20 protein-coding genes are annotated in these 25,719 nt (G+C 43.8%); 11 read left to right on the top strand and 9 right to left on the bottom strand.

Going from position 1 to position 25,719, the window contains the following annotated elements; all coding sequences use genetic code 11:
* Positions 1–10: 10 nt before the first annotated feature.
* Positions 11–3,178, top strand: a complete 3,168-nt coding sequence (locus tag R3I13_RS03585) for an efflux RND transporter permease subunit (protein WP_346316551.1) — start codon at positions 11–13, stop codon at positions 3,176–3,178.
* Entirely contained in the window at positions 3,171–4,598 is a 1,428-nt protein-coding gene (locus tag R3I13_RS03580; RefSeq protein WP_346316550.1) for a TolC family protein, read from the top strand. The genes R3I13_RS03585 and R3I13_RS03580 overlap by 8 nt, the downstream gene beginning before the upstream one ends.
* A 1-nt stretch (position 4,599) precedes the next feature.
* Here the strand turns inward: R3I13_RS03580 and R3I13_RS03575 are convergent, their stop codons facing one another.
* The 5 genes from R3I13_RS03575 to R3I13_RS03555 all read right to left on the bottom strand — a co-directional run bounded on the left by R3I13_RS03575 (position 4,600) and on the right by R3I13_RS03555 (position 10,447).
* A complete protein-coding gene (locus R3I13_RS03575; RefSeq protein WP_346316549.1) occupies positions 4,600–5,157 on the bottom strand; it encodes a hypothetical protein in 558 nt (185 codons plus the stop codon).
* Between the two features lie 28 nt (positions 5,158–5,185).
* Complete coding sequence (locus tag R3I13_RS03570) at positions 5,186–5,926, bottom strand: M12 family metallo-peptidase (RefSeq protein ID WP_346316548.1); 741 nt, start codon at positions 5,924–5,926, stop codon at positions 5,186–5,188.
* A gap of 106 nt (positions 5,927–6,032) precedes the next feature.
* Positions 6,033–7,193, bottom strand: a complete 1,161-nt coding sequence (locus tag R3I13_RS03565; RefSeq protein ID WP_346316547.1) for a hypothetical protein — start codon at positions 7,191–7,193, stop codon at positions 6,033–6,035.
* Positions 7,194–7,293: 100 nt separating this feature from the next.
* Positions 7,294–7,815 (bottom strand): hypothetical protein, encoded by a 522-nt coding sequence (locus R3I13_RS03560; protein WP_346316546.1) that lies wholly within the window; start codon positions 7,813–7,815, stop codon positions 7,294–7,296.
* Positions 7,816–7,882: 67 nt separating this feature from the next.
* Positions 7,883–10,447 (bottom strand): AAA domain-containing protein, encoded by a 2,565-nt coding sequence (locus tag R3I13_RS03555; protein ID WP_346316545.1) that lies wholly within the window; start codon positions 10,445–10,447, stop codon positions 7,883–7,885.
* 1,906 nt (positions 10,448–12,353) lie between these two features.
* Between R3I13_RS03555 and R3I13_RS03550 the strand changes: the two genes are divergently transcribed.
* Positions 12,354–13,871 (top strand): FG-GAP-like repeat-containing protein, encoded by a 1,518-nt coding sequence (locus tag R3I13_RS03550; RefSeq protein ID WP_346316544.1) that lies wholly within the window; start codon positions 12,354–12,356, stop codon positions 13,869–13,871.
* Between the two features lie 42 nt (positions 13,872–13,913).
* Positions 13,914–16,430, top strand: a complete 2,517-nt coding sequence (locus R3I13_RS03545; RefSeq protein WP_346316543.1) for a phospholipase C, phosphocholine-specific — start codon at positions 13,914–13,916, stop codon at positions 16,428–16,430.
* Positions 16,431–16,628: 198 nt separating this feature from the next.
* Here R3I13_RS03545 and R3I13_RS03540 read toward each other — a convergent pair whose 3' ends face one another.
* Positions 16,629–16,802, bottom strand: a complete 174-nt coding sequence (locus tag R3I13_RS03540) for an Arm DNA-binding domain-containing protein (RefSeq protein ID WP_346316542.1) — start codon at positions 16,800–16,802, stop codon at positions 16,629–16,631.
* A gap of 402 nt (positions 16,803–17,204) precedes the next feature.
* On the opposite strand from R3I13_RS03540, the gene R3I13_RS03535 reads away from it, so the two are divergent.
* The 6 genes from R3I13_RS03535 (at position 17,205) to R3I13_RS03510 (ending at position 21,939) form a co-directional block, all read left to right on the top strand.
* Positions 17,205–18,437, top strand: a complete 1,233-nt coding sequence (locus tag R3I13_RS03535; protein WP_346316541.1) for a site-specific integrase — start codon at positions 17,205–17,207, stop codon at positions 18,435–18,437.
* 229 nt (positions 18,438–18,666) lie between these two features.
* Positions 18,667–18,978 (top strand): helix-turn-helix domain-containing protein, encoded by a 312-nt coding sequence (locus tag R3I13_RS03530; RefSeq protein WP_346316540.1) that lies wholly within the window; start codon positions 18,667–18,669, stop codon positions 18,976–18,978.
* Between the two features lie 54 nt (positions 18,979–19,032).
* On the top strand, positions 19,033–20,739 hold the full coding sequence (locus R3I13_RS03525) for a DUF3987 domain-containing protein (protein ID WP_346316539.1): 1,707 nt from the start codon (positions 19,033–19,035) through the stop codon (positions 20,737–20,739).
* Between the two features lie 34 nt (positions 20,740–20,773).
* Complete coding sequence (locus R3I13_RS03520; protein WP_346316538.1) at positions 20,774–21,091, top strand: hypothetical protein; 318 nt, start codon at positions 20,774–20,776, stop codon at positions 21,089–21,091.
* Between the two features lie 125 nt (positions 21,092–21,216).
* Positions 21,217–21,435, top strand: a complete 219-nt coding sequence (locus R3I13_RS03515; RefSeq protein ID WP_346316537.1) for a hypothetical protein — start codon at positions 21,217–21,219, stop codon at positions 21,433–21,435.
* Positions 21,436–21,471: 36 nt separating this feature from the next.
* Positions 21,472–21,939, top strand: coding sequence for a hypothetical protein (locus R3I13_RS03510; protein ID WP_346316536.1), 468 nt, complete (start codon positions 21,472–21,474; stop codon positions 21,937–21,939).
* 348 nt (positions 21,940–22,287) lie between these two features.
* Here the strand turns inward: R3I13_RS03510 and R3I13_RS03505 are convergent, their stop codons facing one another.
* Entirely contained in the window at positions 22,288–22,524 is a 237-nt protein-coding gene (locus R3I13_RS03505) for a helix-turn-helix transcriptional regulator (RefSeq protein ID WP_346316535.1), read from the bottom strand.
* 118 nt (positions 22,525–22,642) lie between these two features.
* On the opposite strand from R3I13_RS03505, the gene R3I13_RS03500 reads away from it, so the two are divergent.
* The gene (locus R3I13_RS03500; RefSeq protein ID WP_346316534.1) at positions 22,643–23,068 is read left to right on the top strand and encodes a hypothetical protein; all 426 of its coding nucleotides are present in this window, start codon (positions 22,643–22,645) and stop codon (positions 23,066–23,068) included.
* 62 nt (positions 23,069–23,130) lie between these two features.
* Here the strand turns inward: R3I13_RS03500 and R3I13_RS03495 are convergent, their stop codons facing one another.
* Together R3I13_RS03495 and R3I13_RS03490 are read right to left on the bottom strand one after the other, a co-directional pair.
* Positions 23,131–23,997, bottom strand: a complete 867-nt coding sequence (locus R3I13_RS03495) for a hypothetical protein (RefSeq protein WP_346316533.1) — start codon at positions 23,995–23,997, stop codon at positions 23,131–23,133.
* A gap of 4 nt (positions 23,998–24,001) precedes the next feature.
* Positions 24,002–25,648: an ATP-binding protein gene (locus R3I13_RS03490; protein WP_346316532.1), complete on the bottom strand. Its 1,647-nt coding sequence runs from the start codon at positions 25,646–25,648 to the stop codon at positions 24,002–24,004.
* Positions 25,649–25,719 lie beyond the last annotated feature (71 nt).

Below are 25,719 nucleotides of genomic sequence, written 5' to 3'. Positions count from 1 at the left end.
GCATAGTTCAATGTTCAATAAATTCATACAGCGGCCGGTTCTGTCGATCGTTATTTCGCTCATCATCGTGTTCCTGGGGGTGCTGGCTATTACCCAACTGCCCGTCACCCAGTTCCCCTCCATTTCGCCGCCCAAGGTGAATGTAACCGCGGAATATCCCGGCGCGAACGGCGAATTGATGATCAAATCGGTGATCATTCCCCTGGAAAGAGCCATCAACGGCGTTCCCGGGATGAAATACATAGCCTCCGACGCGGGCAACGACGGCGAGGCAACCATCCAGGTGGTGTTTAACCTGGGAACGGATCCCAACCAGGCTTCGCTGAACGTGCAGAACCGCGTGGCCTCAGTGGTGAATAAACTGCCGCCATTGGTAGTGCGTGAAGGCGTGAAGATCACCCGCGAGGAGTCCAATATGCTCATGTACATCAACCTGTACAGCGACGACCTGCATACGGACCAGAAATTCCTTTTCAACTTTGCAGACATCAATATCCTCTCCGAACTGAAAAGGGTGAACGGCGTTGGTGTTGCGGACATTCTCGGGAACCGGGAATACGCCATGCGCATCTGGCTGAAGCCGGACCGCATGCTGGCTTACAAGATCTCCGCCGAAGAAGTGATGAAAGCGCTGAGCGAGCAAAGCCTGGAAGCTTCTCCGGGTAAGACCGGCGAAAGCTCCGGTAAACGCTCGCAGGCGTTTGAATACGTGCTGAAATATTCCGGCCGCTTCACCACGAAAGAAGAATATAGCAACGTGATCTTACGCTCCAGCCCGAACGGGGAGATACTGCGGCTGAAAGATGTGGCGGACGTGGAGTTCGGCAGTTCGATGTACGACATCTATTCCAACCTGAACGGTAAACCCTCCGCGGCCATTGTATTGAAACAATCCTACGGCAGCAATGCCAGCCAGGTGATCGAAGATGTGAAAGCGAAAATGAAGGAGATCAAAGCAAGCTCTTTCCCGAAGGGAATGAATTATGAGATCAGCTACGACGTATCCAAATTCCTGGACGCTTCCATCGAAAAAGTGATCCATACCCTCGTGGAAGCCTTTATCCTGGTGGGTTTGGTGGTGTTCCTCTTCCTCGGCGACTGGCGGTCTACCATCATTCCCGCCATGGCCGTGCCCGTATCGCTGATCGGTACGTTCATGTTCATGCAGTTCTTCGGCATCACGCTCAACCTCATCACCCTGTTTGCCCTGGTAATGGCGATCGGTGTGGTGGTGGATGATGCGATCGTGGTGATCGAGGCCGTGCATGCCAAAATGGAGGAAGAGCATATATCCGCGCTGAAAGCCACAAAGAAGGCCATGCACGAGATCGCCGGGGCGATCATCGCCATTACCTTCCTGATGGCGGCGGTGTTTGTGCCCGTGGCGTTCATGTCCGGCCCGGTGGGGATATTCTACCGACAGTTTTCCATCACCATGGCCACGGCGATCATTCTGTCGGGCGTGGTGGCGCTTACGCTTACGCCGGCCCTTTGCGCCATGATACTGAAGAACAACCACGGGAAACCTAAAAAGAAAAACCCCCTGGACAAATTCATCGGCGGATTCAATAATTCGTTCAACCGCGTTGCGGGAAGGTACCAGAAAATACTGGGCGGTATTGTGAACAGGAGGATGGTCACGTTCCTGGTACTGGGCGCTTTCTGCGCGGGCATCTGGTTCCTGAACGGCCGCGTGCCTTCAGGTTTTATTCCCAATGAGGACCAGGGAATGTTCTATGCCATCATTCAAACGCCGCCGGGCTCTTCCCTGGAAAGAACGAACGAGATTGCGGAAAGGCTGCAGAAAATGGCGGAAGACGTGGAAGGCGTGCAATCCGTTTCTTCACTGGCCGGTTACGAAATCCTTACCGAAGGTACCGGCGCCAATTCCGGCACCTGCCTGATCAACCTGAAAAGCTGGGAAGACCGCAAACATTCCGTGCAGGAGATCATTGAAGAGCTGGAAGAAAAAGCTAAAGGCATTACCGGCGCTACCATCGAATTCTTCCTGCCGCCGGCCGTTCCGGGCTATGGCGCTGCGGGCGGTTTCGAATTGCGCTTGCTGGACAAAGCGGGTTCGGGCGATTACAAAAAAATGGAAACCGTGAGCAACGAGTTCGTGAAAGAACTCACCAAACGGAAAGAGCTGTCGTCCGTATTCAGCTTTTACAGCGCCAGCTTCCCGCAATACATGATGAAGGTAGACAACGACATCGCCCAGCAAAAAGGCGTGAGCATCGAGAATGCGATGAACACGCTCTCCACGCTCGTGGGCAGCAACTACGAGATCAGCTTCATCAAATTCGGCCGGCAGTACAAGGTAATGGTACAGGCTTCGCCACAGTACAGGGCTTCACCGGAAGACATCCTGAAGCTGTATGTGAAGAACGATAAAGATGAAATGGTACCATTTTCGGCTTTTATGAAAATGGAGAAAGTATATGGTCTGTCAGAGATCACGCGGCATAATATGTACACCGCATCGGAAGTAAGCGGCTCTGCAGCCCCCGGCTATAGCAGTGGCGAAGCGATCAAGGTGATCAACGAAGTGGCGCAGAAGACCTTGCCTAGAGGCTTCGGGATCGATTGGGCGGGCATTTCGAAGGATGAGGTGTCGCAAGGCAACCAGGCTATTTATATTTTCCTGATCTGTCTCGGTTTCGTATACCTGGTCCTGTCTGCGCAGTATGAAAGTTTCATCCTGCCGCTGGCAGTGATCCTTTCCTTGCCGGCCGGGGTTTTCGGGGCTTTCCTGTTCCTGGATATGCTGGGGCTGGAAAACAACATCTATGCGCAGGTGGCGATGGTGATGCTGATCGGTTTGCTGGGTAAGAACGCCGTGCTGATCGTGGAGTTTGCCGTGCAAAAACACCGCTCCGGTTCCACTGTGCTGGCCGCAGCGCTGGAAGGCTCGAAGGTGCGGTTCCGACCCATTCTCATGACCTCGTTTGCATTCATCGCCGGCCTCATCCCGCTGGTGTTTGCCACGGGGCCGGGTAAGATCGGCAACAGGACGATCGGTACTGCAGCCGCAGGCGGTATGCTTTTCGGTACCGTTTTTGGCGTGCTGATCATTCCCGGTTTGTATTACATCTTCGGGAAGATCGCGGAAAGGCGCATGCTGGTAAAAAATGAAGAAGAAAATCCTCTAACAGAAGAAATAGATCATAATGTATAGATTCAGGATACATCATTGCGTGGGCGTGCTGGCCGTTTGCCTGGCAAGCTGTGGGGTGCCGGCCATTACGCAAAGGGCTGAAAACAGGGCGGTGCCTGCATCCTGGGGCAATGGCCGGGATACGGCGAATACTTCAGCGATCCAATGGCGGAGCTTTTTTACGGATAAAGACCTGGCAAACCTGATAGACACGGCGCTGAACAACAACCAGGAGCTGATGATCACCCTGCAGGAGATCGAGATCGCCAGGAATGACATCCGCATCCGGAAAGGCGCTATACTGCCAACAGTCGGCGCGAAAGCGGGCATCGGCGTGGAGAAGGTGGGGCGGTACACCAGCCAGGGCGCCGGCGACGCATCCACGGAAATAGAACCCGGCAAAGAAATGCCCGACCCGCTGGCAGATTACACCCTGGCGGCTTATGCGAACTGGGAAGTGGACATATGGAAAAAGCTGCGCAACGCGAAGAAAGCCGCTGTGGCCCGCTACCTGGCAACGGTGGAAGGAAGGAATTTTGTGCTCACCAACCTGGTAGCAGAAGTGGCTAATTCCTATTACGAGTTGCTGGCGCTGGATAACCAGTTCGCGATCGTCAAACAAAACATCGACCTGCAAAAGAATGCGCTGGACATCGTGAAAACCCAGAAGGAAGCGGCGAGAGCCACGGAGCTGGCTGTTCAGAAATTCCAGGCCGAAGTGCTGAAGTCGCAAAGCCTGGAGTTTGAGATATTGCAGAAAATAAAAGAAACGGAGAACCGGATCAATTTCCTGCTGGGCCGCTACCCGCAGGAGATAGCGAGGGATAAAGAGAACTTTTTAGGATTGCTGCCGCAGGCCGTGAGCGCAGGTATCCCTTCCCAGTTGCTGGCCAACAGGCCGGATATCAAAAAGGCGGAGCTTGAATTGAGCGCGGCGAAGCTGGATGTGAAAGTTGCCCGGGCGGAGTTTTACCCTTCCTTCGGCATTTCCGCCGGGGTAGGTTTCCAGGCGTTCAAGCCCAGCTACCTCGTGAAATCGCCGGAGTCGCTGCTGTATTCGCTGGCGGGCGACCTGGCCGGCCCGCTGATCAACCGCAACGCCATCAAAGCTGAATTCAGCAACGCCAATTCGCGCCAGCTGCAGGCGATGTATAATTACGAGCGCACTATCTTAAATGCGTACCTGGAAGTGTCCACCCAGCTTTCCAACATCAGCAACCTCGAAAAGAGCTACGACCTGAAATCGCAGCAGGTAGACGCGCTCACCAGTTCCATTGATATTTCCAACGACCTCTTCAAATCCGCCAGGGCCGATTACCTGGAGGTGCTCATGACACAGCGGGATGCATTGGAATCGAAGCTTGAGCTGATAGAAACGAAGCAGCAGCAGTTGAATGCCGTGGTGAATATTTACAGGGATTTGGGAGGAGGATGGAGATAGGTTAAGGACGGAACAGTTTCTTGTCGCCGGCGCCCGGGGCGGGCCCGGAGGCAAGGCGTTCTGTCATTTGCTGCTGAAGGCGCAGCTCGTTGCTGATCAGGGGGTGGTTGAACAGGTCGGTGGTATCGTGGCCGAAGTTGTAGCTGATAGAAAATTCCATCACCTGTATCAGCGTTTCCGCTGCATCCAAGATCAGCTCCGGGTCGCGTTCTTCAATAAAAGAGAGAATAAGCATCTGGGCGATCAGCAATGCTTTGGCGGTGTATTCAGCGTAATCATCCTGGTCGAAATCTTTCTCTTCGATCTGTTGAACTGCTTCGAATGTGTCATACAATTCCTGTTCGCCAACGTCGGGGAAGCGCGTATAAGAGTCCCATATAAATGCCATAGAACCATTGATCTGCGCCGATTCGGCGGCTGATAGTTTTTTTATTTTCTCGATGCTGAAAAGGCCGGACAATTTTTCCGTGCACCAGCAGCCGAAAAAATATTGTTCCCGTGGAGGAAGCGGGGCCAGCAGGCTTGCCAGTTGGTCGCGGTAGGTCTCGTATGTTTGCATGACCTCAATTTATGAAAAAATAGGTTTCTTATTTGCCGCCGTTGGCTTTCAGGTCGTTGATGCAATTGGCATCCAGGGAAGGAATATTCCCGGTCAGCAGGAAACCGAGCGCATCAGTGGTTTCCGACGCATAATACATCAGGCAGTTTTCGTTGTTGCAATGCGCTCCATGCGGCGTATCCTGGTGGGCGGTTTGCATGGCGCTGCCGATGTTTACCAGGCCCAGTATATGCCCGAACTCATGCTCCAGTACGGTGGCTTCCAGCTTTGTTCTGCTGGTTTGCCCAACACCGCCGGAGTTGTCGTGTATCGTTTTCCCGAAGAGGCACATGGAGGTATTGCGGTAGGCGATCCCCAGCACATTGTTCTGGGTATAGTTGCCGTTTGTAAAGAGGAAATACACACCCAGCTGGTCGCCGCTGGTGTAAACGGTCCTGTTTTGTTTTTCAATATTGAGCACTTCCTGTGCGGACAGCACACTGCCGGCCGCGGCAATTTGTTTCTGCGTTACCTGTATGCCGCCGGGTTTATTCAGCCGGTTGCTGAGGAAGGCCGTAAGATGATTGATAGCTGCGGCGTCCGGCTGGAAGCCCGGCATGTACTGGATCTCAATTTTCAGTGATTTGTAGCGTGCGCTGCTCAACAGGTCATTGGCGGAGGCGCCCGCACTCCGGTCGTTCGAATAAGAGCCGCCGGGCTTGTTATCTGATTTTGAACAGCTGGCGCCAAAAAAGATAATGGCTGATGCGATCAGGAGGATCTGTTTCATAAAGAAATTCATTAGGACTGGCCCGAAAGATTTGGATGAGTATTCTACCGCCCTAAATTACTTTTTTATTCTTTATTTTTTAGTCCTGCGCAATTTGGATAAACATTTATCTCTTCCGGAAGTTCTTTACCCGGTGAAAGGTGAGATAGTTTGCATTATGCTGGTTATCCGCGCCGCCTTCGGCATCGTCATAAGCCGTGCGTACTGCGGCGATGATATCTTTCCCTTCGAATTGCCAATCTGCATACTGAAACCCGTGATGCGCGGTGTTGGCGCTTTGCAGCACGATGCGCTCCACCTGCCAGTTCCGTAGGTCTTCCGAGCTGCAAAGGGCCAGCGTATTCCGCACGCGTTCCTGGTTATTGTTCTCGTATTCCTGCGGTACATAGTTAGACAGGGTCCAGTAGCGCTTCGATACCGGGTCATAACGGATGCTGAATTTTTTGGCCCCGCCGGGAAAGTTGACAAACCCGGTAGCAGGGTCGAAGGCAGCGGTGCTGCCATCTGCCGAAATATCAGTGATAGCGGCCTTTTCCTCGCCTTTTTGCACGTAGTGCGCGCGCAGTACATTCTTAATTTGCTGATCAGGTGTAACTACCACATTCCCTTCCAGCCAGCCGCCGAATTTCCCGCCCAGGTAAGTGGAGTCATAAGGCAGGGCATTTGTATATTTCCAGTTGGCTGCATTTAGCAGGTCGGCGTCAACGGGTATATGCATTACAAAGGCTTCAAACATCTTTCCCCACCCTGAAACGGGGCCCATGGCGTCTTCCGCTGCGCGCCAGAGTTGCCCGTTGTATTCGATCACCGGCGTAGGCGCACAATGGAACCTGCCTGTCCGCAACAAGCCATGCAGGCTGTCTGTAGGCTCCGTCCAGGTGCGGCCGCCATCATCGGAGCGCCTGATCACCAGGTCGCCATATTCTTTGGTAGTACCCAGCAGGTAGGCTTTTTTATCATGAACGAACAGCTTGGACCAGTACTGGCCGCTTAATTCCGCAGTTTGTTCCCAGGATTTCCCTTTATCCCGCGAGATAAAGACCTTCACAATACCGGCAACGCGTTCATTACTATTTTTCCCAAAATAATCATGCGACGCGAGGTAATTGCCATCCGGCAAAATGCAAATGCTGGGAGAACCGATATAACGCTGCGACGCCTTGGGAGAGTGGTCGATAACGGTACCGGGTACATTAAACGGGTGCTGGGATTTAGCCATGGGCGTTGCGGTGAATAACAATAAAGGTAGTAAGTTGAATACTTTCATGACGTTGAGAAAGATTTGCAGCGGGACTTAAATTGGTTGCATGGCGGGAAACCATGCTACTCAGACGTTTGAAACTAATAAAAAATATGCTGGCAAACAATTAAAGAGGCATGAATTTAATCTTCCCGTCCCTGTTTTCCACTTTTATGCCGAACAATGCGGGGTCATTGATTGCCGGCGGGCGGCTGCAAAAGTCTGATAAGCCTTTCCCGGCTCTTTCGCTGGCGGCATCATTTACGGCATCTACAACCTCCTTCAGTTTGATGTTCATTACCCTGCAGGCATAGTCGATCAATACCAGCCTGCGGGTATTCTCCCGGTAGTCTATACGAAAATCTTCAATGATATGAGCGAGGATACCAACACGGATCCAGGATGTGTCGTTGGTATTTATGGCCATTTCAGCTGCGCCGCAGCTCAGGTCCAAAAGGAGCCAGCAGCGGTTATCGGGCAAATCTCCCAATACCTGGTGCCTTTCGCTGGCATTAAGGTTAATAAAGATTATGGACAGCTCTTTCAATTTCAAAAGGGCCTGATCTTCTTCCGTTGGCTGGTTTAGATCGGCTTGCTTTATTTCCGCTATCAGTTTCAGGCATTCGCTTAATGGGTTTGCAGTATTCATGATCGGTCAGTAGGAACAAATTTTTTTTTCGGCCGAATTGGTTTTGCTTCCGTGTAGGGAAAATTATCTAACTCTGTATTTCATTTAATTTCCTTATTAGCGTCTCTTTTTCATTACTGCCGTTTGTTGCAAAACGCAGAATAGGTAAATTGTATTTTTCTAATATTTTATCCTTTATCCTGTCTTTTTTTTCTTGCTGTGAGCCATATTTATGATATTCAAACCCATCAACCTCTATAGCAAGAACAGGATTTTTGCCAAGTTTGTTGTAAATCAAAAAATCTAAATGGGTTAATGGATTATTGGCGTATTTATGTTCTGTTTCATTTAGATTGGAAAAATCTTTGATAAGATCTCTTACAGGAAAATGCAAGAGGACGTCGTATTTTGAGAGATTGTCGTATGATAACACTTCTTTAATGAGAGCATACATTAAGTTTTCACTGTCAAATTTTGATACTTTACCACTTCTTGAAATAATTGCTGCCCGTTTTTCCTCGTAACCTTTGTATAGACAATCGAATATGGAGTTCAGACTACTTTGAACTACTGAAAAGTTATGGTACTCAATATATCGTATTAGATCAGCAACGTTACCGTCTTTTTCGCTGTCGTTCCCATTTACAACCAATATCAGTTGCCCTATTGCACGAGAAACTGCCACGTTTAAACGATTAGGATTATCCGTAAAATCTGAAATTTCGTTATCGACAGTAGAAAGTATAATAACTTCATTTTCCCTGCCTTGAAATTTATCGACAGTATCTGCTTTTATCGTCGTTCCCATAAATGCTTTTTGCAGAGCGTTGGTTTGATTGCGATATGGGGTAACAATTCCCAAATCAGCTGTTTCAAGGCGTTCATTTGGGATGATTTCCTGTTTTATAATGTCAATCTGCCTTTGATTCATTCTTTCTCGTGCATGATTGCCAGGGGTAGTTTTGTAAACAAGAAGGGGAGCACGTTTGTCTGTCTGTTCCGTAAGTACAATAAGCTGATTTTTGTAAAACTTTTTATTACAGAATTCTATGATTTTCGGATGACAACGATAATGTTCCTTCAAAAGTGTTTTTGGTATGCTTGGGAAAATCTCCAATGCCGAGGATAGCAGGCTGTGATTTGAATAATGATAAGCTTTAGGAAGAGCAAAAGAACTGAAGATCAGGTCGGTTTTCCCTTTCGTGACATTATCGACCACATTGGGAAGTTGCTTTAGATCGCCTACAATTACGGCTCGTTTTGCACAGGATAATGCAAGAGCGCCTGTTGCCAGGTCAACTTGCGACGATTCGTCTATTATTACATAATCGTAAAAAACGTTATCAGATAAACTTTGTTTTAATGAGTATGTTGTACTCATAATCACGGGATAATCCCGGATGAATTCGGACGATTTGGAACGAAGATTCTCTATCGTATAAATTTCTCTTTTATTATTTTGGTACCTCCGGTATAGTTCTGATTTCAAAAGTTGCATCGAATGATGGGTGTATTCCTGCATTTTACTGTCAAATGAAAACCGTTTGATTAAAGCATCCAATATTCTTATTCTCTCTGTAAGTTCGGAGATTTTCACAGGATAATATCTTGACTGACAAATCCTAATCATCCTTTCAAAAGAATACGTATAAAACGATTTGTCTTTGATCCCGTATTTTATTCGGAAAATCAACCTTTTAAAAAAGCCAAACTCCTTTCTTTTTCTGGCCTGGTTTTCAACAGACAGCCACAATGAGAGCAAAGCGCCGGTAGTTATATTTCGCTTAAATATAATAGACCTTCCTGTTAGTTCTTTGTAAGCGTTTTGAAAATGTTGATATTCAGTTTCTATACTATCAAGTTCCTGTTTCAATAAGGCTGATTCGTTCTTTTTATGAAGATATTCAGTGAGTTGATGGGATAGTTTATGCACATTTTCTATTAATGTCGATTTTTCCTTGTCTGATAAACTAAATCTTGACAAATCGGGAATATTTGTTTGACAATCAATAAACTCTTTTTTGTTTTGAGAGCTGCCCAGCAGCGCGGCAATAAATCCGATGCCATTTTTTTCAAGTTTTTCGTAAACGTTTTTTGTCGCAGCGTTATTACTTGATACAACGGCAACACTCAGACCCTTCATAATAGCATTGGCAATAATGTTTAGTATAGTTTGTGTCTTCCCTGTTCCAGGAGGCCCCTCAATAACGCTCATTGTACAAGAGAATGCAGTATTTGCAGCATGTTTCTGACTGATATTAAATCCAAAAGGGAAAATCTCAACTAATTGGCTATCGTTATTTATATGGGGAACAGTTCCGTTCAAATAATTTAAAAGAATACAATCTTCAGGTAGAACCGATGTCCGTTGATAAAAATTGGCAAGTATATTATTCCCGTCTTCTGTTTTTAATCCGACCGTATCTGCTATTTTTCTTAGATAGCTAAAGATGTCGCAGGCTCTGTTACTTATTCCGGTTCGGACAATTTTTACCCTCGTTATGTTGTATGAATATGGGGTATCGTTATTCTTGAAAACTATAACGCATTTGTTGTTGCGATACGAATAAGAAACAACGCGGTCAGTTTCGTCTTTCCCGTCAATATATATCAGTTCTTTTTTTAGTGACATAGTTTGGAGGTTATCATTCATTCAGTTTTCAAGGTTGAAAACGGTTTTTTCTGCATTGGGTTTAGTAAGGTGAATATGTCTTAGGGTTCAGTTTACTAATATAGTTAATTTCTATCAGATGAATTGCATCCCGGATCCGGTATAAGAATTTTGACCTTGTCGCGATCTGTGTCTGAAAATCCAGCCTATGCGCGAGCGCACTTGCTGCAATAAATACTGTAACAATTGATAAAATGCGTAAATTCGGTCGTTATTTGTTACTCCTGATATTCCCTCTCAAAAAAACTGTACGTTCTCAGTGTTTATTGTATGTAAACATAAAGCTGTAATCGTATGAAACTAAAAAGTTCTTTTTGTCTATTGTTTTTTTTGTCTGCTTCTTCCTGTTCAACAACACGGAACATTGAAGATGCGAGGAGTGCACAACAGCGTCCATCCGTAAAGTGCATGGAGAACTCTCCTGAACGGCGTGGGGAGGAGGGTTGTACGATCCTGACCAACAGGCTCCTGGTTGGACCTCCGACAAAGACCATATATTGGCATATAGATCGCTTTGATTCGCTGGAAGCGGCGATGAAAGCAGCCGGCCCCAATAGTGTGGCGACAGAAGCACACGGGTCTTTTTGGCTGTTGACTGTCGAGACCAAAGCTGAGGACCACCATAACGGCCAGCACATCGCCCAGATAGGCCCTTTTGAGCTGCCTCCTGCAGATCGGTATATGATGCGGGTGATGTCGTCTCTACTTATGCCGGGCTCTACAACGCCGATTCACACGCATTCCGGCCCGGAGGTATTCTATATTGTGGACGGAGAGCAGTGCCTGGAGAGATCAGAAAGCAGTCAACGTCTTGGTGCCGGTCAATCCTATATCGTCCCGGGAGGCAGTGTGCATCGTGGCCGGGTCATCGGTTCTACAGCGAGACGGGCCTTGACGCTCATACTGTACGATGGCGCATATCCCGCCAGCAAGGACCTTGGCGATACCACGCCAATAGTTTTATGTAAGTAGTGAAGGGCTGTAATACAAAGTGAAGGAGTAGGATATTCCTGTAAGGATAAAAAAAACACTTGAGATCCAAGTGGTGAAACATTTGTAGCCCCTACCGAACAATTTTCGAACCACTTTCTTGACGATTTAAAGCTTTTGGTTGCTTTGGCGTTTTGATATTCAATATGTTGCGAAAAATCGACCCGCGTGGCTCTTGTGATAGCCTGTTTCAAATGCAAAAGCGCATCCAAAGTTATAAACAGGTCGTGTTGAACACAGGTTTAAGTCATGGATTTTTCTACAAGGGAAGGAAGGAATGGATCGACCCGATCGTAGAGTGGATTAATAAGAATTAGTTATGATAAAGGTCATTATATGGATAATTTACATCATAAAAAAGCTGGGTTAACATGCACATGGCCATATGACGCCGCCAGCCGCATATCAGCGCCCCAAATAAAGCATCAAGCTGTTCTTCTGTTAACAGTAAATCTCCCTGGAATAAAAAATCCGCAGTACCTGAAAGTCCATCCAGTGCGCCTGTTATAGCTGGAATGTCAGGAAGGAGATTTCTCAGGAGGCCTCCTCTACGGACATTAATCAGTTCATTTTAGGTAAGTTCAACGAATTGGCAAGTTTGAACTTTTTTCATGGAGATTGGGTTTAAACAAAAAAAACAATTTATCGTAATAAAGTTCGGCTATCTAATCCTGCGTTCCAAAAAATGCCATTTGACCAGGTCAACTTAATTTTTTTACTTCTGCATAGGTAAAAACCTGGTCCTGCAACAAGTACCTGGCGTCGCCGCCCAATATTAAGCTTATGTGAACTCCTCTTCCCCCAGGGGTATAATTCCACGGCACATGTATCTACCGTGTATTGAAAGGCGGCTTAAACGCTCAGTTGAAAGCTACGTCCTGATTTAAATTGAAAATGTATGAAAAAAAATCTACGTGTTCTGAGAAGCCGTGGGCTTGCAGGCATATGTGTTGCATTCCTAATAAGTATGCCGCACATATTGAATGGGCAGTCGAATAGCCTCGCTTTTGACGCCCGCGCTTACGGATGGCCTGGGAGCTCGCCGGGAAGACTCTTTTTATCAGATTTGGACAATGATGCCAAAGATGAAATTGTCGTCGCCAGTCCCAGGCAAAAAAAGATTTACATATGGGAAGGCATTCCGGCAAACGACGGGCAATCCTGGATAATGAAAGACAGCATCCTGCTTGACAGCAGGATACTGTCTTTTTGTATTGGTGATATTAACGGCGATTCAAAGGAGGATATAATCACCTTGTCAAATAAAAAAGGTCACAACAGTGTTGTTGGCATATTTCTGAACAGATCGGCCCCGGGGTCGATAAAATTTGAAAAAAAACATGGCGTCGAAACGAACGGATCGGCCTATCATGTTGCCGCAGAAGATCTCGACGGAGACAAGAAGACAGATCTTGTTGTAGCTGATTTTGAAAAGAGATCTTTAACATTTCTATGTAATTCCACTGATAGAGGCGTTGTAAGTTTTTTAAAATCTACGCGTGATCTGGGAACACGCCCCAATTATCTTGTCGTAGAAGATATTAATGCTGATAAAAAACCGGATTTGATTGTGTCCGGCTATGATGATAACGCCTTGTTTGTTTTACAGAATTCCACTTCATCGCCGGGAAGGATATCTTTTACACAGGTTGATAAATTAAATACGGGGAAGGGACCCATAAGTTGTGTTGTGGACGACCTGGATGGTAACAAAATGCCCGATATTGCTGTCGCAAATTTATTTGACAATTCGGTTTCAGTCTACCTGAATGCATCATCGCTAAACGGCCAGGCTCAGTTTGCAGATGCAAAAGCGGCGATATCGGTTAGAAGGCCAAGCTCATTGACATCAGGCGACCTGGACAATGACGGCATGCCTGAAATAGCCGTCAGTAGCGAGAAGGATAACAATATTGTTATTTTGAAAAACTATTCTTCCCTGCACAATATATCGCTCGAAAAGATCAATGAAACAGCTGTAGGCAGCGCTCCGCAATACGTCTACATAAAGAATACCGGAAAAAGTAAGCAGCCGCATTTAATAGTATCCAATTCTTATAGTGACAACTTCCTGGTTTTAAAGAACCTTCAGCAGAAGGAGAGCCTGTCGTCTGTTGACGCTGTTGTTTCAGCTAACTCGATATCAAAACAGGACGACCTCAAAACCGGAAAGATATACCTGTACCCTAACCCGGCGAGCTCAAGCGTACAGATTTCATTTAATTCTTCCCTGAAATGGTCCGGGCATATACTTGTGAGAATTATTAATGCGCTTGGGCAGGAGATGATATGTGAACGTCATAGCATCACTAATTTAATAACAATGGACATCAGTAAGCTCGCAGCGGGCTTTTATTGGGTCCGGTTGAGTTCGCAGGGGTACGATGTTAAAACGCTGGGACTGGTTGTACAATAATTGCCTGATCTAAATAGAACGTTAGTCGTAAAAATCAATTGCATGGAATCAAGAAGAGACTTTATCAAGAAATTGTCAGCATTATCGGGAGGCCTGGCCCTGGGTAACCTCCCTGGCTCCATTCAAAGAGCATTTGCCATAAACCCCGATCCTGGCACAACTTACCAGGATGCCGAACATATCGTTTTTCTAATGCAGGAGAACCGGTCATTTGATCATTTATTGGGAACGCTTCAGGGCGTGAGAGGGTTTAATGATCCCCGGTTCCTGCGACAGGAAAAAGGTAACCCCATCTGGTTGCAAAGTGATAGTATGGGAAATACATATGCGCCTTTAAGATGCGATATCAAAAACACAAATGTCACCTGGGATGGAGGATGCCCGCATGATGCAGAGAATCAAATAGGAGCAAGGAATTTGGGGTATATGGATAAATGGATAGATGAAAAGACGCCGAAAACCATGCAATATTTCACCCGTGAAGATCATCCATTCTATCATGCGCTCGCTGATGCTTTTACCATATGCGATCATTATTTCTGTTCATCCCTGACAGGCACTTCTCCCAACAGGGCGATGTTCTGGACGGGTAAGCTCACAGGCCTCAATGTATTTGATGCGGATAGTGCCGGTAAAAAGGCCCAAATGAATAATTCTTCGTTTGACATACCCGGCACCTGCCGTTGGCTGACATTCCCGGAAGTGTTGTACAATAACGGAATTTCATGGAAAGTCTATCAGAACCAGACCAATTTTAATGCGCTTCAAATATCCGACCTTGTGGGAACCCAGGCGCCTAAAGTTATTGAGCGGCTTTTGACCTCGGATATATTATTGGCTGTTTTACAAGATATCACATCCGGGAAAGATTTACATACTGCCATTATTCAACGTGCCCTTGATAGTTATAACGAGGTAGCATCAGACAATAAGATGAGATGGCTGGGGAATTTCGGCGACAATGTATTGGAATCGTTCTCAGAGTACTTCCCTCTGCTGAATGAAGAAAACAGAAGAGCTTGTGAAGTTGCAGCATTCCTGTGGGAAGGGCTGCCACAGTATAATAAGAATATTCACAACAGGGCATTTACAACAAATATCAAGGACCCATTATATAATTCCCTTACGGAGATTACGCTGAAGGATGGCACCAGCATGATGGCCCCCGCAGGGGATATTCTTTATCAATTCAGGCAGGATGTCAATAATGGAGAATTGCCGACGGTATCCTGGCTGGCTGCACCGGAGGTGTTTTCGGATCATCCCAATGCTGCTCAATACGGTCCCTGGTATGTTTCGGAAGTTTTGGATATCCTGACCTCAAAACCCGATATCTGGAAAAAGACCATCTTTATCATAAACTTCGATGAAAACGACGGTTTCTTTGATCATATGCCTCCCTATGTAGCTCCCGTTGTAGCGGGAAAATGCTCAACGGGAATAGATCCTTCCGAAGAGTACGCAGCTGAATATGACAGTCCAATCGGCGCCGGTTTTCGGGTGCCTATGTTCGTGGTGTCACCATGGAGCCGTGGCGGATGGGTGAATTCTCAAATACTTGATGACACGTCCTCCCTGATGTTCCTGGAAAAATTCCTGAATACGAAAGCCGGCAATAGTAATATTGAATGTAACAATATTAATCAGTTCAGGCGAAATGTCTTCGGTGATATTACATCTGCTTTTAGGCCCTATAATGGCGAAAAGGTAACGCTCCCGGAACGTGTTGACAAGATGGATTATTTTACGCAAATAAAGGGCGCCAGGAACAACGCTGCCCCGGGTACCAATTTGCTGACACCGGATCAAATTACAGCGATTAAAAACGATGTTCGGAATAGTAAATTATTACCCAGACAGGAAGAGGGGATACGGCCAGCCAATGGGCTATTATATCAGTTATTTGCTGAAGCAAAGTTGGATAAAAGCTCAAATAGCGTTGTTTTAAGCTTTGAAGCAGGAAATGAAATATATGGTCATACCTGCTGGGGCACTGCTTTTCATCTTTATTTAGGCCACGGCGACTTTGGGCCTATTGTCAACGCAAGAAGGCCGAGGTCCTATGTAGTTAAAGCTGGCGATACTATTAAAGAAACCGTCCCTTTGCCTTTTTTTGAGGGTGACGGATATCACTCCATTGTATATGGGCCCAACGGCTTTTCAAGGGAATTCTCCGGAGACCAGAACGATCCGGATATTGATATTTCCTGTTTATACGAATACTCTTTACAGGACGCCCGGACTTTAACCGGAAACGTTGAAGTACGGGTTGATATCAACAATGAGATATCCGGCGCCAATCTTATTATTACAGACAATGCCTACGGGCAACCTGACATGATCGTACCCCTTCCGGCCAGTGGCGATACTGGCATCAAGTCTGTCACTAAAGCCATCAATCTTGACAGCTCTCTGGGTTGGTATGATTTCACAGTCAGGGTTTCAGGGAATGAAAAATATTACCGACGTTATACTGGCCATGTAGAGACAGGTCAGGCTGGTTACACAGACCCATATATGGGTTTTTGGGATGGCGCGACAAGACCAGCTTTGGTGTAGCCATGATTCATTTTCAAACTCCTACGGGAAAAAGTCTCCTGTCCCTGTGACCATTAACAGATGTACGATAGCTTTCAAAAACGGCCTGCGGGGTGGCAATGCCGTTTTTAGCAGTGATCAGATAAAAATGCCGGCTCAAGTCTGTGGTGATATTTAGCAATCGTTCATTGCAGGCTTTGTGAGACGGGTGGGTGTTCTTTACTTTTTACTTTTTCCATCCCAGTGATCGGGATGTACATAAATGGAAGTGGAAATTTCATCCTCCATGCCATCTATGGTGAGCCGCACCCAAATAGAAGCCAGTCCTTTGGCATTAGTGCGTTTGAGGGAGTGAAAGAACAGGATGCTGAGTTTTTGATTTTTTACTTGCATAACAAATTTTTTTTAGGATTTGCCTGCAAGTGGAAGCGGGAGGACCTAAATATAAGTCCCTGAATCAGTCCTCCCGAAGATTGTACTGAATTGGATTACATTGTACTGTAAAAACCTTTGAAAATCAGGTTGGACGGGGCTTAAAAAGAAAAATGGCGCTCGAGAGAACGCCGTTAAAAACTTAAAAGTAGCCCGGACAAGCCCAACTTATTTTTTATTGTTTTTTATCTGTTTTTATTGGTTTTTATGACGGCTTTAGGGCCGTCGTTGCCGTTTTAGGCCCTCAAAATAAAATTTGTGATGAATTGGAAAAAAATCCTCATCTTCGCGGTCTACCGATGGGACAACTAATTGATTATTAAATAATTATAAATAAATAATAAAAAACAAAAACAAATAAATATGATTGTACCAGAACCTAGATTTTATCTCAAACTACCCAAGGCGACAGAGCCGACCCTGATTTGCTTGCAGGTCAAATTTATGGGTGAGAGGGTCTTTTTAAGCACCGGCGACAAGATCCATCCTGCAGAATGGGATTTTACCCGCCAGAGAGCTATCGTTTCCAAGAAAAGTCCGGGCAACTCAGACATTAACCTGTGGCTGGACAAGATCGCGGCTGATTTCAAAGCCCTGTTCAGAAACATGCAGATTGATGGGGCGGTCCCGACTGCCGAAAACATCACCAAGGGACTGCTGGAAAAGATGAATAGGACAGTTCAAGCTCCAAAGGAGGAAAAAGTAACGCTCATGAACTTTATCCCCAAGTTTATTACTGACAGTAAGGCTCTCAAGGCAGAAAACACGGTGAAAAGCTATGTATCCACGTATAAGCACATGGAAGCCTACTCCGGTATGTCACTTGATTTTGATGGAGTGACGATCGAATGGCGTAACGGCTTTATCAAGTATCTGCAGGGTTTGGGAGTAGGAAAGAACACGGAGGGGAAGCACATCAAGAACATTAAGGTTTTTATGAACGACGCAACGGAGCGTGGTTTGAACAATAACCTGCAGTTCAAAAGCAAGAGTTTCAGCAAACCCAGCGAGGATGTGCATAAGATTTTCGTAACCATGGACGAAATACGGCGTATTGCGGAACTGGAGATCGTAGACGATAAAATGAAGTCAGTGGTGCGCGATTACTTTGTCATTAGTTGCCTTACTTCCCTGCGCTTTTCCGATTTCGTGAATATCAAACCCGAGAACGTAAAAGGAGCCACCCTTGAAATGGTGACAAGAAAGACCGGCGAACCTGTCATTATCCCCATTGCTCCAATGGTAAGAGCAATACTGGAAAAGTACGACTACCAGCTTCCAAAGGCTCCCTGCAACCAGATCTTTAATAGAGTATTAAAGGATGTGGGTAAGTTGGCCGAAATCAATGAGCCTGTGACGATCACAAAGACCCTCGGCGGCCAGAAGAAAACCAAAACCTTCAAAAAATATGAGTTACTGACGGCCCACACTGGAAGAAGGTCTATGATTTCCAACTGTATATTGGATGGGATTCCCACCCCTTCGATCATGTTGATCTCCGCCCACAAGAGCCTGAAGGTGTTTCAGGGGTATGTCCGCCTGAACCAGGTGCAGAATGCCGAGGCATTAAGCCAGCATAGTTTTTTTAATAACTAAATTATTCATCTATTTTTTTGCTCAAACATATTATGAATATAAATAATATAAATTAATAGTTTTTGTTTTTAAATAATTATTTGGGATTCCCAAATAGTTCTTTAGCTCTTGTGCTGTCGCTGGGTTCCACGTCAATAAGTGCTAAAGCTGGCGCAGCTCTCCGCCATGATTTCGGTAACGGCTCCCTGCAAAGGGAGCCCCTTTCATCCACCTTCAAAAACGTTACCGGATGGGAGAGATTCTAATGCACCAGTTCTCGGAGCAGGACCTCCGGGAGTTAATGAAGGAGGTTTTACGTGAAACGATCCGGGAAGAAATGAAATCAGTCCTTCCCCGTGCTGACCCTCAAAAACCTCCGGATGAAGAATACCTCACGGTAGATCAGGTATGCAAAATGTTGCAGGTGTCAAAACCCACGCTGCATAGTTACACGAAGGACGGGGTAATAAATGCCTATCGGTTTGGCCGGTCGGTAAGGTATAGAAAAAGTGACATTGCTGCCTCGATGCAGCAGGTAAGAAACAAAAATTATAGGAAGTGAGGCACTGCATACGCAGTGCTTCCTTCCTCTCAAAAAGAAAAAAACAACAAAAAAATGCATAGAGAATTTTTACCAGTGCCGGCAGACGGCAAGATTTTAGAAGTGGGCGACACGCATCGCTACACCATGAACTGCCTCGATAAAGGGGGGAAGTTAAATTTTAACAACTTGGTTGAGATACTGAATAAGAAGGAGCGCTATACTCCTTCTCCTATCCAGTTTTATCTTTATAAGTTGGCAAGCATCTGTAATCAGTTTGGTATATCTAAGCAAAGAACACAGGAGTTAATATTAAATCGGTTCGCTTCCGATTTCAGAGTAAAGAAGGAATACGCAGAAGTTAAGGACTTTGAAAAGTTTAACCTTCATAATGTCGAAATGGCCTATGGAAAGTATTCTGCCGCCTTTGATTCTTGGCATAAAAAAGAGGACGAAGATCAAGAAGAAACCCCTGTCTTGCCAGATCAGATATATGCTAACCTTCCTCCTTTTCTTAAAGGATTGTCTTCCTATTTCAATGTAGGTCGTGAACGTGATGTCTTTTTACTATCTAGTCTTGGCGTTCTCAGTAGTTGTTTCCCGGCTGTACAAGGCAACTATAATAACCAGATGGTGGGAATGAATCTATATCTATTCATCAGTGCTCCGGCTTCCGCAGGCAAAGGTGTCATGATATGGGCACGTAGGCTAGGGGAATGCATGCATGCAGATTGTGAAAATAGGTATAGGCAGGCTATAGCTGATTACGAGCAGGCCATGACTGTATATAAAGAAGCTGGGCCGGAATCTGGAATGCCGGCGCCGATCAAGCCTCAACGCCAACTTTTTTTTGTTCCCGCAAACAGCTCCGCCAGCAAAATAATTCAAACGCTGATGGCGAACAAAAACTTCGGTGTTATTTTCGAAACAGAAGCCGATACCCTTACCCAGGCTTTGAGTAATGACTGGGGAGATTTCAGCGACATCCTCAGGAAGGTTTTCCATCATGAACCAATTGAGTTGGCAAGAAAGTCCAATGATGAGTACGTTTCCATGGAACGCTCTTATTTGTCTGTCGTTCTTTCCGGCACTCCAAACCAGATCAATAATCTTCTGACAAGCGTAGAGAATGGATTCTTTTCTCGCTTTCTATTCTATGACTTTCCACTGACTTTAGAGTGGGAAAATGTTTTTGACAGAACAAAGGAAAGCCCAGATGGCAGCATACGTGCCGCAGCGGAACAGATATTAAGTTTTTCAAATATGATTCAGGAAAGAGCAGATGCAAATGGGGGAACCATTCTTTTTGAATTGACAAGCGAACAGGAAAAGGAGTTTACAAAGATGTTCACTGAGAAGCAGGCAACACTTCACCACTTGTATGGTGATGAAATAATAGCCAGTATTAGAAGATTGGGACTGGTTACATTCAGAATTGCCATGCTTTTAACCGTGGTAAGATTTATCAAGGCGGAAGTACCTGCACAGTTCACTTGCTCCGATACAGATTTTCAAACTGCGGTAAATATTGCAAATGCCCTCATTTGTCACACTACTAAAGTTTTCGGGCAACTTCAACGCCTGAGAAAAGTCAAGACGGCTAAAGGGCGCAAGCAGCTTTATTTTGAGAAATTGCCAGTTGCTTTCAACCGCTCCGGAGCAATGGAAGTCGCTGCTTTGATGAACATTAAGGAAAAAACTGCGGAGAACTATTTGGCTGGGTTAATACAAAGCGGTGTTCTTGAAAGAGTAGAGCATAATCAATATCAAAAAACAAATTAATAATTAGGCCGAGGATTCGGAGAAAAATCGCTAAATGTCCGAAATCCTCAGCCTCCTAAAAAATGCAATTATGGAATATTTTATGGGGTTTACCAGCGCTGCCGCAAAACTAAATCTGGGCATTGGGAAAACTACAATCTTTAGAATTATGCATGAGAAAGGATTGATCAGCAAGGATCGCCAACCTAGGCAAGAGTTAGTCGATGCTGGTTACCTGAAGTTTGAATATAAAGAGAAGTTTTTGGGTAATACATATAAGAAGATGAGATACCCTTACCTAACTATTTCTTTCCTCGGAATACAGTGGCTGGAACCAATACTAAAGGATCATCTTTCCCAAAAAAGAGCTTAATAATTTGACTTCTATAAAGGGCGCGTTGTCATAGTGACATCGCACCCTTTTTTTGATGCAAAAACCTCTGGATAATCACTTGGTTGTCCCAAAGAAGCTAACTACGTTCGCGCAAAAATTCTGTCATGGATACTCCGATGGAAACAATTTCAAAATTTATTGTTCTTTACGAGAACGAGGACGGCGTAAACGAACAGCTCTTTGCCCTGCTTGAAGCAGCGATGGGAAGTAAGCAAGCTGATGAATGGACTGGGGACGAAAGGACGGACATGATATTTTTTTGTCGGCAGCTTAGCGCATTTGTAAAAGCGACTTTTCTTGCTTCCAAACTACTTGGCAAATAGAACATCCCAGATTTCTTAACCCAATACTATAATATAATGAATAAGAAAAGAAGCATCCGCTTGGATTCAGAAGATGAATTTAAATTTGATACGGTGCAGGCTGTTTTAGACTTTTACCGGATCGGATTTGAAAAGCGGATTGAAATATCTAAAAAATTAATCTCCAAGCGGCAGCTTGTTCAATTCAAAAAAGTATCTGGAATTGATTATGACTGTCTGGCAAATATAATCGGTATTACTGTCAGGATGATTCACAAGATGAAAGATGAAAATTTATTCAGCCGAAGGATAAGCGATAATTTCGCATCGTTAGTTCAGCTGTATAGCTTTGGATACTATGAATTTGAAAATCCTGTTTTATTTAATAAATGGATGAAGATAGGCAGTCCAGAGTTAGAGTATATTTCACCACTCTCTAATTGTGATACCATTGTTGGCCGGGAGGAGGTCAGAGAGAATATTATCCAATTACGCAGGGAGCAAAAAAATAAGAGCATTTCATAGCCAATCACTATACAGCCACTATGGCCCTCATACGGCCATCAGAATTCTTTCGGTAAAGATATCGCCCAATTGTTACTGGGTCAATATAGCCGCCATAGTGGCCGTATGGTGGATTATAAAAGCGAGGTCGGCACTAACAAAATGTCTCCAGTTTAAATGTTTTTAGTAGGTCTAGCCAATCTTAGGGAATGTAGGATTTCGGAAATTTGAAGATTTTTAATTTTCTGAAGGCTGAAACGAATGATATTTAATTATAAAATTATAATAATATATTTTCGAAATTTCCCAAAAGGATTTGGGCATTAAAAAGCTCTTGCATACCTTCATTTCGAAAGCGAGAAATTGGAGCTATTTTTTCAGCTTTAAATCTACCAGTGCCTTCAGATCGACTTTTAAGGCTTGGGCGATGACATACAGGGAAGATATCGTAGGGTTATTCTCTCCACGTTCAATACGGCCGATTTGAGACAATGGAATATCGGCTTCGTTCGCCAGGTCCTCCTGCGACATTTCTTGCTGAAGGCGCAGTTCTCTTATCCTGCTGCCTAATGCTTTTACCAAGGCTATGTTCTTCACATTGATCACATCTGAAAGATGGTATATCAATGCGATTTTAATTGACGCATGTATGAGTTATTTTAATTATTATGCATATATTGCTTGACGAATTATTATTCCATCAACAGATTTAAATTTTAAAGAAATGAGAAGTCTACTATTATTTTTCATGACGCTTTTATCCTTCAAGGTAAGTGCGCAAAAACAGTTCTATTCCGAACTCCAATGCGTTGAAAATAGTAAAGGCACCAATTTTAATCGATACAAAGTTGCTATAGATTTTGATGAGCCACTAGGTGTGGGGCAAACTGGGAAGATTGTAATTGGTCTTTTGGAAGTGGGAAGTACTTTGCAGTATAATATTAAGTATTTAAAGCAGTTGAAAGGACAAGAAGGGACAACTTATTGGTATAGCATAGAAAATGGTAGCCGGAATGAGATTTATAACGTGATCAAATTTCAGAAATTTGATGAACCCGTCCTGAGCGGTAAGTATAAATACTGCTTTGTGTTAACTAAGTATAATTCAAATTCGGTTCCGGTATACGAGCATTCATACTTTTCGAATTGAATGCAATGAATTCTTCAAGTATTGATTAGTACCCTCGAAGATGGACTTATATTGTTCGTTAGTTAGTTACTTTTTTCATTGAGATCAGTGAGCGTAGTTAAAGATTTTACTACATCTTTGGAATAAATTTTATGAGGACGCGCATTTTTTGAAAATTCAAAGTTTAATAAAATAGAAAACATTTTGCGTCTATTTTGTTCTCCATACAAATAAAACTCATTCTTGAAAATTTCGAATTTATGCTCCGATGCCTTTTTTATTATTACTTTGGCTAGTCCTATAATTGATAGTTGTTCGTAGTTTAGATCATTTAAGGAATCAAAAAATGTTTCAAATTTTTCTTTAAATTGAACTGCGTTTGGATCATCTAAATTGTCTTCAATAGTTTGCTTCAACATATCTTTATAGCTCTGCTCATCTTCATTTTCTGTCTGAGGCCAGGTTAGAAAAAGGGAAAAGTTTTTTTCATGAAGAGCTTGATATTTAAATATTAAGCCTATTGTATCTTCTATTGAAACTTTATTTTTGGAAATATTTCCATCATAATCAAGATTAATTACATCTGCTGGAAATATTTTAGTTTGTTTACTCATTATAGCTTTATACTTACTTTGAAAATAAGAGCCTATTTCTTCCTTTTCAACAGTAGCATTAATAAGTTTCTTGCTTAATTTCATCCAAATTTTATCACTCTTTTCAAAGCATGTAACCTTCCCCTTCTTAATCTTATATCCACCGGTCTCTGTTTGTTCCCATTCAATTAGACCTTTAGTAGCAAAAAGATGAAGGTCTTGCATTTCTTCAGCGGGGAATGTTATGAGCGAAAGATTGCCACCCGCAGTTAGCATCTCTTGCGCAAACTCAATCCATTTTTCTCTTATGAAATCTTTATGGCTGGAATTATGTAGGTAAACAGGTTGTTTTGTCATTGCTTTATTTAATATCTTTCCATTCATTTATTTTATGGTAGAATAAACTTCTTAATGAATTAATGTCCCCTTTACTTTCTTTGTATGCCAATTCAAAAATTAAGAATACATTTTCAAGAACTTCCCAATCCTTTTTCTTAAATTTCTTGATCTCTGCTTCGTCAAGTTCTACGATTGTATTTTGTGAAGAGCTTTTTAAGATTTTTATGGGGGCCTTTATTTCATTTTTGTTTACTTGGGCTACTTTTGGTTTTTTGTCCGCAGTTTTTTTCGTATAGGTTACTGCTTTGGTTTTTAATATTTTTTTCTTTTTATCTGTGGTTATTTTCTTTTGCTCTTCTGTACGCTCTTCTTTTGCAACCTCATAAATTTCATCATGAGCTATCTTGAAGACCTTGTTTTTCAAAAGATGGTGTAGGTAGCTTTGTAACGCTAGATAATGGGGATGAGTTATTCTAAATGATTTCCGATCTATATTCATGGCGTCTTCGAGTCCGCTTTCTATATAGATCTCACCAGATACCCAGTTTCTGAATAGCTGCTCCATGTAATTCGGGTATCTCATAAAGGTCGGATCAAAGCCATATTGTTCCGCAATAGGTATATTTCGTATCCTAATAGCAACTCCATTAAGTTCTCTTGGTACGAGAAGTCCATGTTGGATATAAAAATATCCTTTAAATTTAATAGTGTCGTCACCTGTATTTACTTCATCATGAAACTCGACTACATTGCTTAATTCTTTGTAAGGAAAGTATATTGGTTTTTTTAAATAAATGCCATCTAAATCAACTTTGAAATTGAGATTTTCATGGAGTTTTATAATTTCGCTTAGCGTCTTTCTCTTGAAACCTTCAACGGGTCCTCCTGGAATATATTCTACTGGGATATATGAGGCCAAATCGATAATGAACTGTATATACGCATTATCTTCACTGAACGACTTTAGATTTTTCTGTGTGTGGAGGTCTAAGATTTCTTTCATGCTATCGAAAGTGACCGTATCAAAATCTTTGTGCTTTGATCTAACTATTTCGGAAAGATATAACCTGTCATCTAACACATTCTTAACAGACTCCTTTAATTTAAGTAGTCTTATAATTGTATAATGCTCCTTAGAATCTTCTTCTTCATTAATTAGGCTATATGCACCTTTTATTATTCCATCCTCCGCAACAGTTTCCTCTTGATAATAGTTTTTAAAATTAATATTTACGCGAAACTTAATAGGTTCTCCTTCTTTTGTAGAAGTAATTTCCAGTTCTTCACAAATTTCATTCACTGCAATAAAGCCGATCCCAATTTTGCCGATAAGTGGTCGTTTAAGTTTCGGTGAAAGTTCACCATTATTTCGTTTATTGGATTTACTAATCCAAGCAAAATTATTATCAAAATCAACAGCGTTCATTCCACTACCGTCGTCAATAATCGAAATACTATCTTCTATTGGCTTTACTCTAATTACTACAGATTGCGCATCCGCGTCATAAGCATTATTTATCAACTCTTTAACGCAACTGGAGGGGGAGCTATAAATGCCAGAGCTTAGATCATTTATTATTTGAGAATGTACCTTAATATTACCCTTTTGGGGGACTCCTATTTCGAGAGTTATTTTATTGCCATTATTTAGAGATTTTTTACTAGGCATACTTGTCAAATATTGAAAATGGGCGATAAGTCCTTGAATAACAGGGCTAAATGGTACGCGGGATTTGCGAA

It is taken from the genome of Chitinophaga sp. YIM B06452 (assembly GCF_039655965.1).
Lineage (GTDB): Bacteria > Bacteroidota > Bacteroidia > Chitinophagales > Chitinophagaceae > Chitinophaga.
This window is presented reverse-complemented; position numbering and strand designations above follow the sequence as displayed.

Excerpts from the sequence above, each read along its gene's own strand:
- R3I13_RS03585 (WP_346316551.1), top strand. The coding sequence starts at position 11 with ATGTTCAATAAATTCATACAGCGGCCGGTTCTGTCGATCGTTATTTCG.
- R3I13_RS03580 (WP_346316550.1), top strand. The coding sequence starts at position 3,171 with ATGTATAGATTCAGGATACATCATTGCGTGGGCGTGCTGGCCGTTTGC.
- R3I13_RS03575 (WP_346316549.1), bottom strand. The coding sequence starts at position 5,157 with ATGCAAACATACGAGACCTACCGCGACCAACTGGCAAGCCTGCTGGCC.
- R3I13_RS03570 (WP_346316548.1), bottom strand. The coding sequence starts at position 5,926 with ATGAAACAGATCCTCCTGATCGCATCAGCCATTATCTTTTTTGGCGCC.
- R3I13_RS03565 (WP_346316547.1), bottom strand. The coding sequence starts at position 7,193 with ATGAAAGTATTCAACTTACTACCTTTATTGTTATTCACCGCAACGCCC.
- R3I13_RS03560 (WP_346316546.1), bottom strand. The coding sequence starts at position 7,815 with ATGAATACTGCAAACCCATTAAGCGAATGCCTGAAACTGATAGCGGAA.
- R3I13_RS03555 (WP_346316545.1), bottom strand. The coding sequence starts at position 10,447 with ATGAATGATAACCTCCAAACTATGTCACTAAAAAAAGAACTGATATAT.
- R3I13_RS03550 (WP_346316544.1), top strand. The coding sequence starts at position 12,354 with ATGAAAAAAAATCTACGTGTTCTGAGAAGCCGTGGGCTTGCAGGCATA.
- R3I13_RS03545 (WP_346316543.1), top strand. The coding sequence starts at position 13,914 with ATGGAATCAAGAAGAGACTTTATCAAGAAATTGTCAGCATTATCGGGA.
- R3I13_RS03540 (WP_346316542.1), bottom strand. The coding sequence starts at position 16,802 with ATGCAAGTAAAAAATCAAAAACTCAGCATCCTGTTCTTTCACTCCCTC.
- R3I13_RS03535 (WP_346316541.1), top strand. The coding sequence starts at position 17,205 with ATGATTGTACCAGAACCTAGATTTTATCTCAAACTACCCAAGGCGACA.
- R3I13_RS03530 (WP_346316540.1), top strand. The coding sequence starts at position 18,667 with ATGGGAGAGATTCTAATGCACCAGTTCTCGGAGCAGGACCTCCGGGAG.
- R3I13_RS03525 (WP_346316539.1), top strand. The coding sequence starts at position 19,033 with ATGCATAGAGAATTTTTACCAGTGCCGGCAGACGGCAAGATTTTAGAA.
- R3I13_RS03520 (WP_346316538.1), top strand. The coding sequence starts at position 20,774 with ATGTCCGAAATCCTCAGCCTCCTAAAAAATGCAATTATGGAATATTTT.
- R3I13_RS03515 (WP_346316537.1), top strand. The coding sequence starts at position 21,217 with ATGGATACTCCGATGGAAACAATTTCAAAATTTATTGTTCTTTACGAG.
- R3I13_RS03510 (WP_346316536.1), top strand. The coding sequence starts at position 21,472 with ATGAATAAGAAAAGAAGCATCCGCTTGGATTCAGAAGATGAATTTAAA.
- R3I13_RS03500 (WP_346316534.1), top strand. The coding sequence starts at position 22,643 with ATGAGAAGTCTACTATTATTTTTCATGACGCTTTTATCCTTCAAGGTA.
- R3I13_RS03495 (WP_346316533.1), bottom strand. The coding sequence starts at position 23,997 with ATGACAAAACAACCTGTTTACCTACATAATTCCAGCCATAAAGATTTC.
- R3I13_RS03490 (WP_346316532.1), bottom strand. The coding sequence starts at position 25,648 with ATGCCTAGTAAAAAATCTCTAAATAATGGCAATAAAATAACTCTCGAA.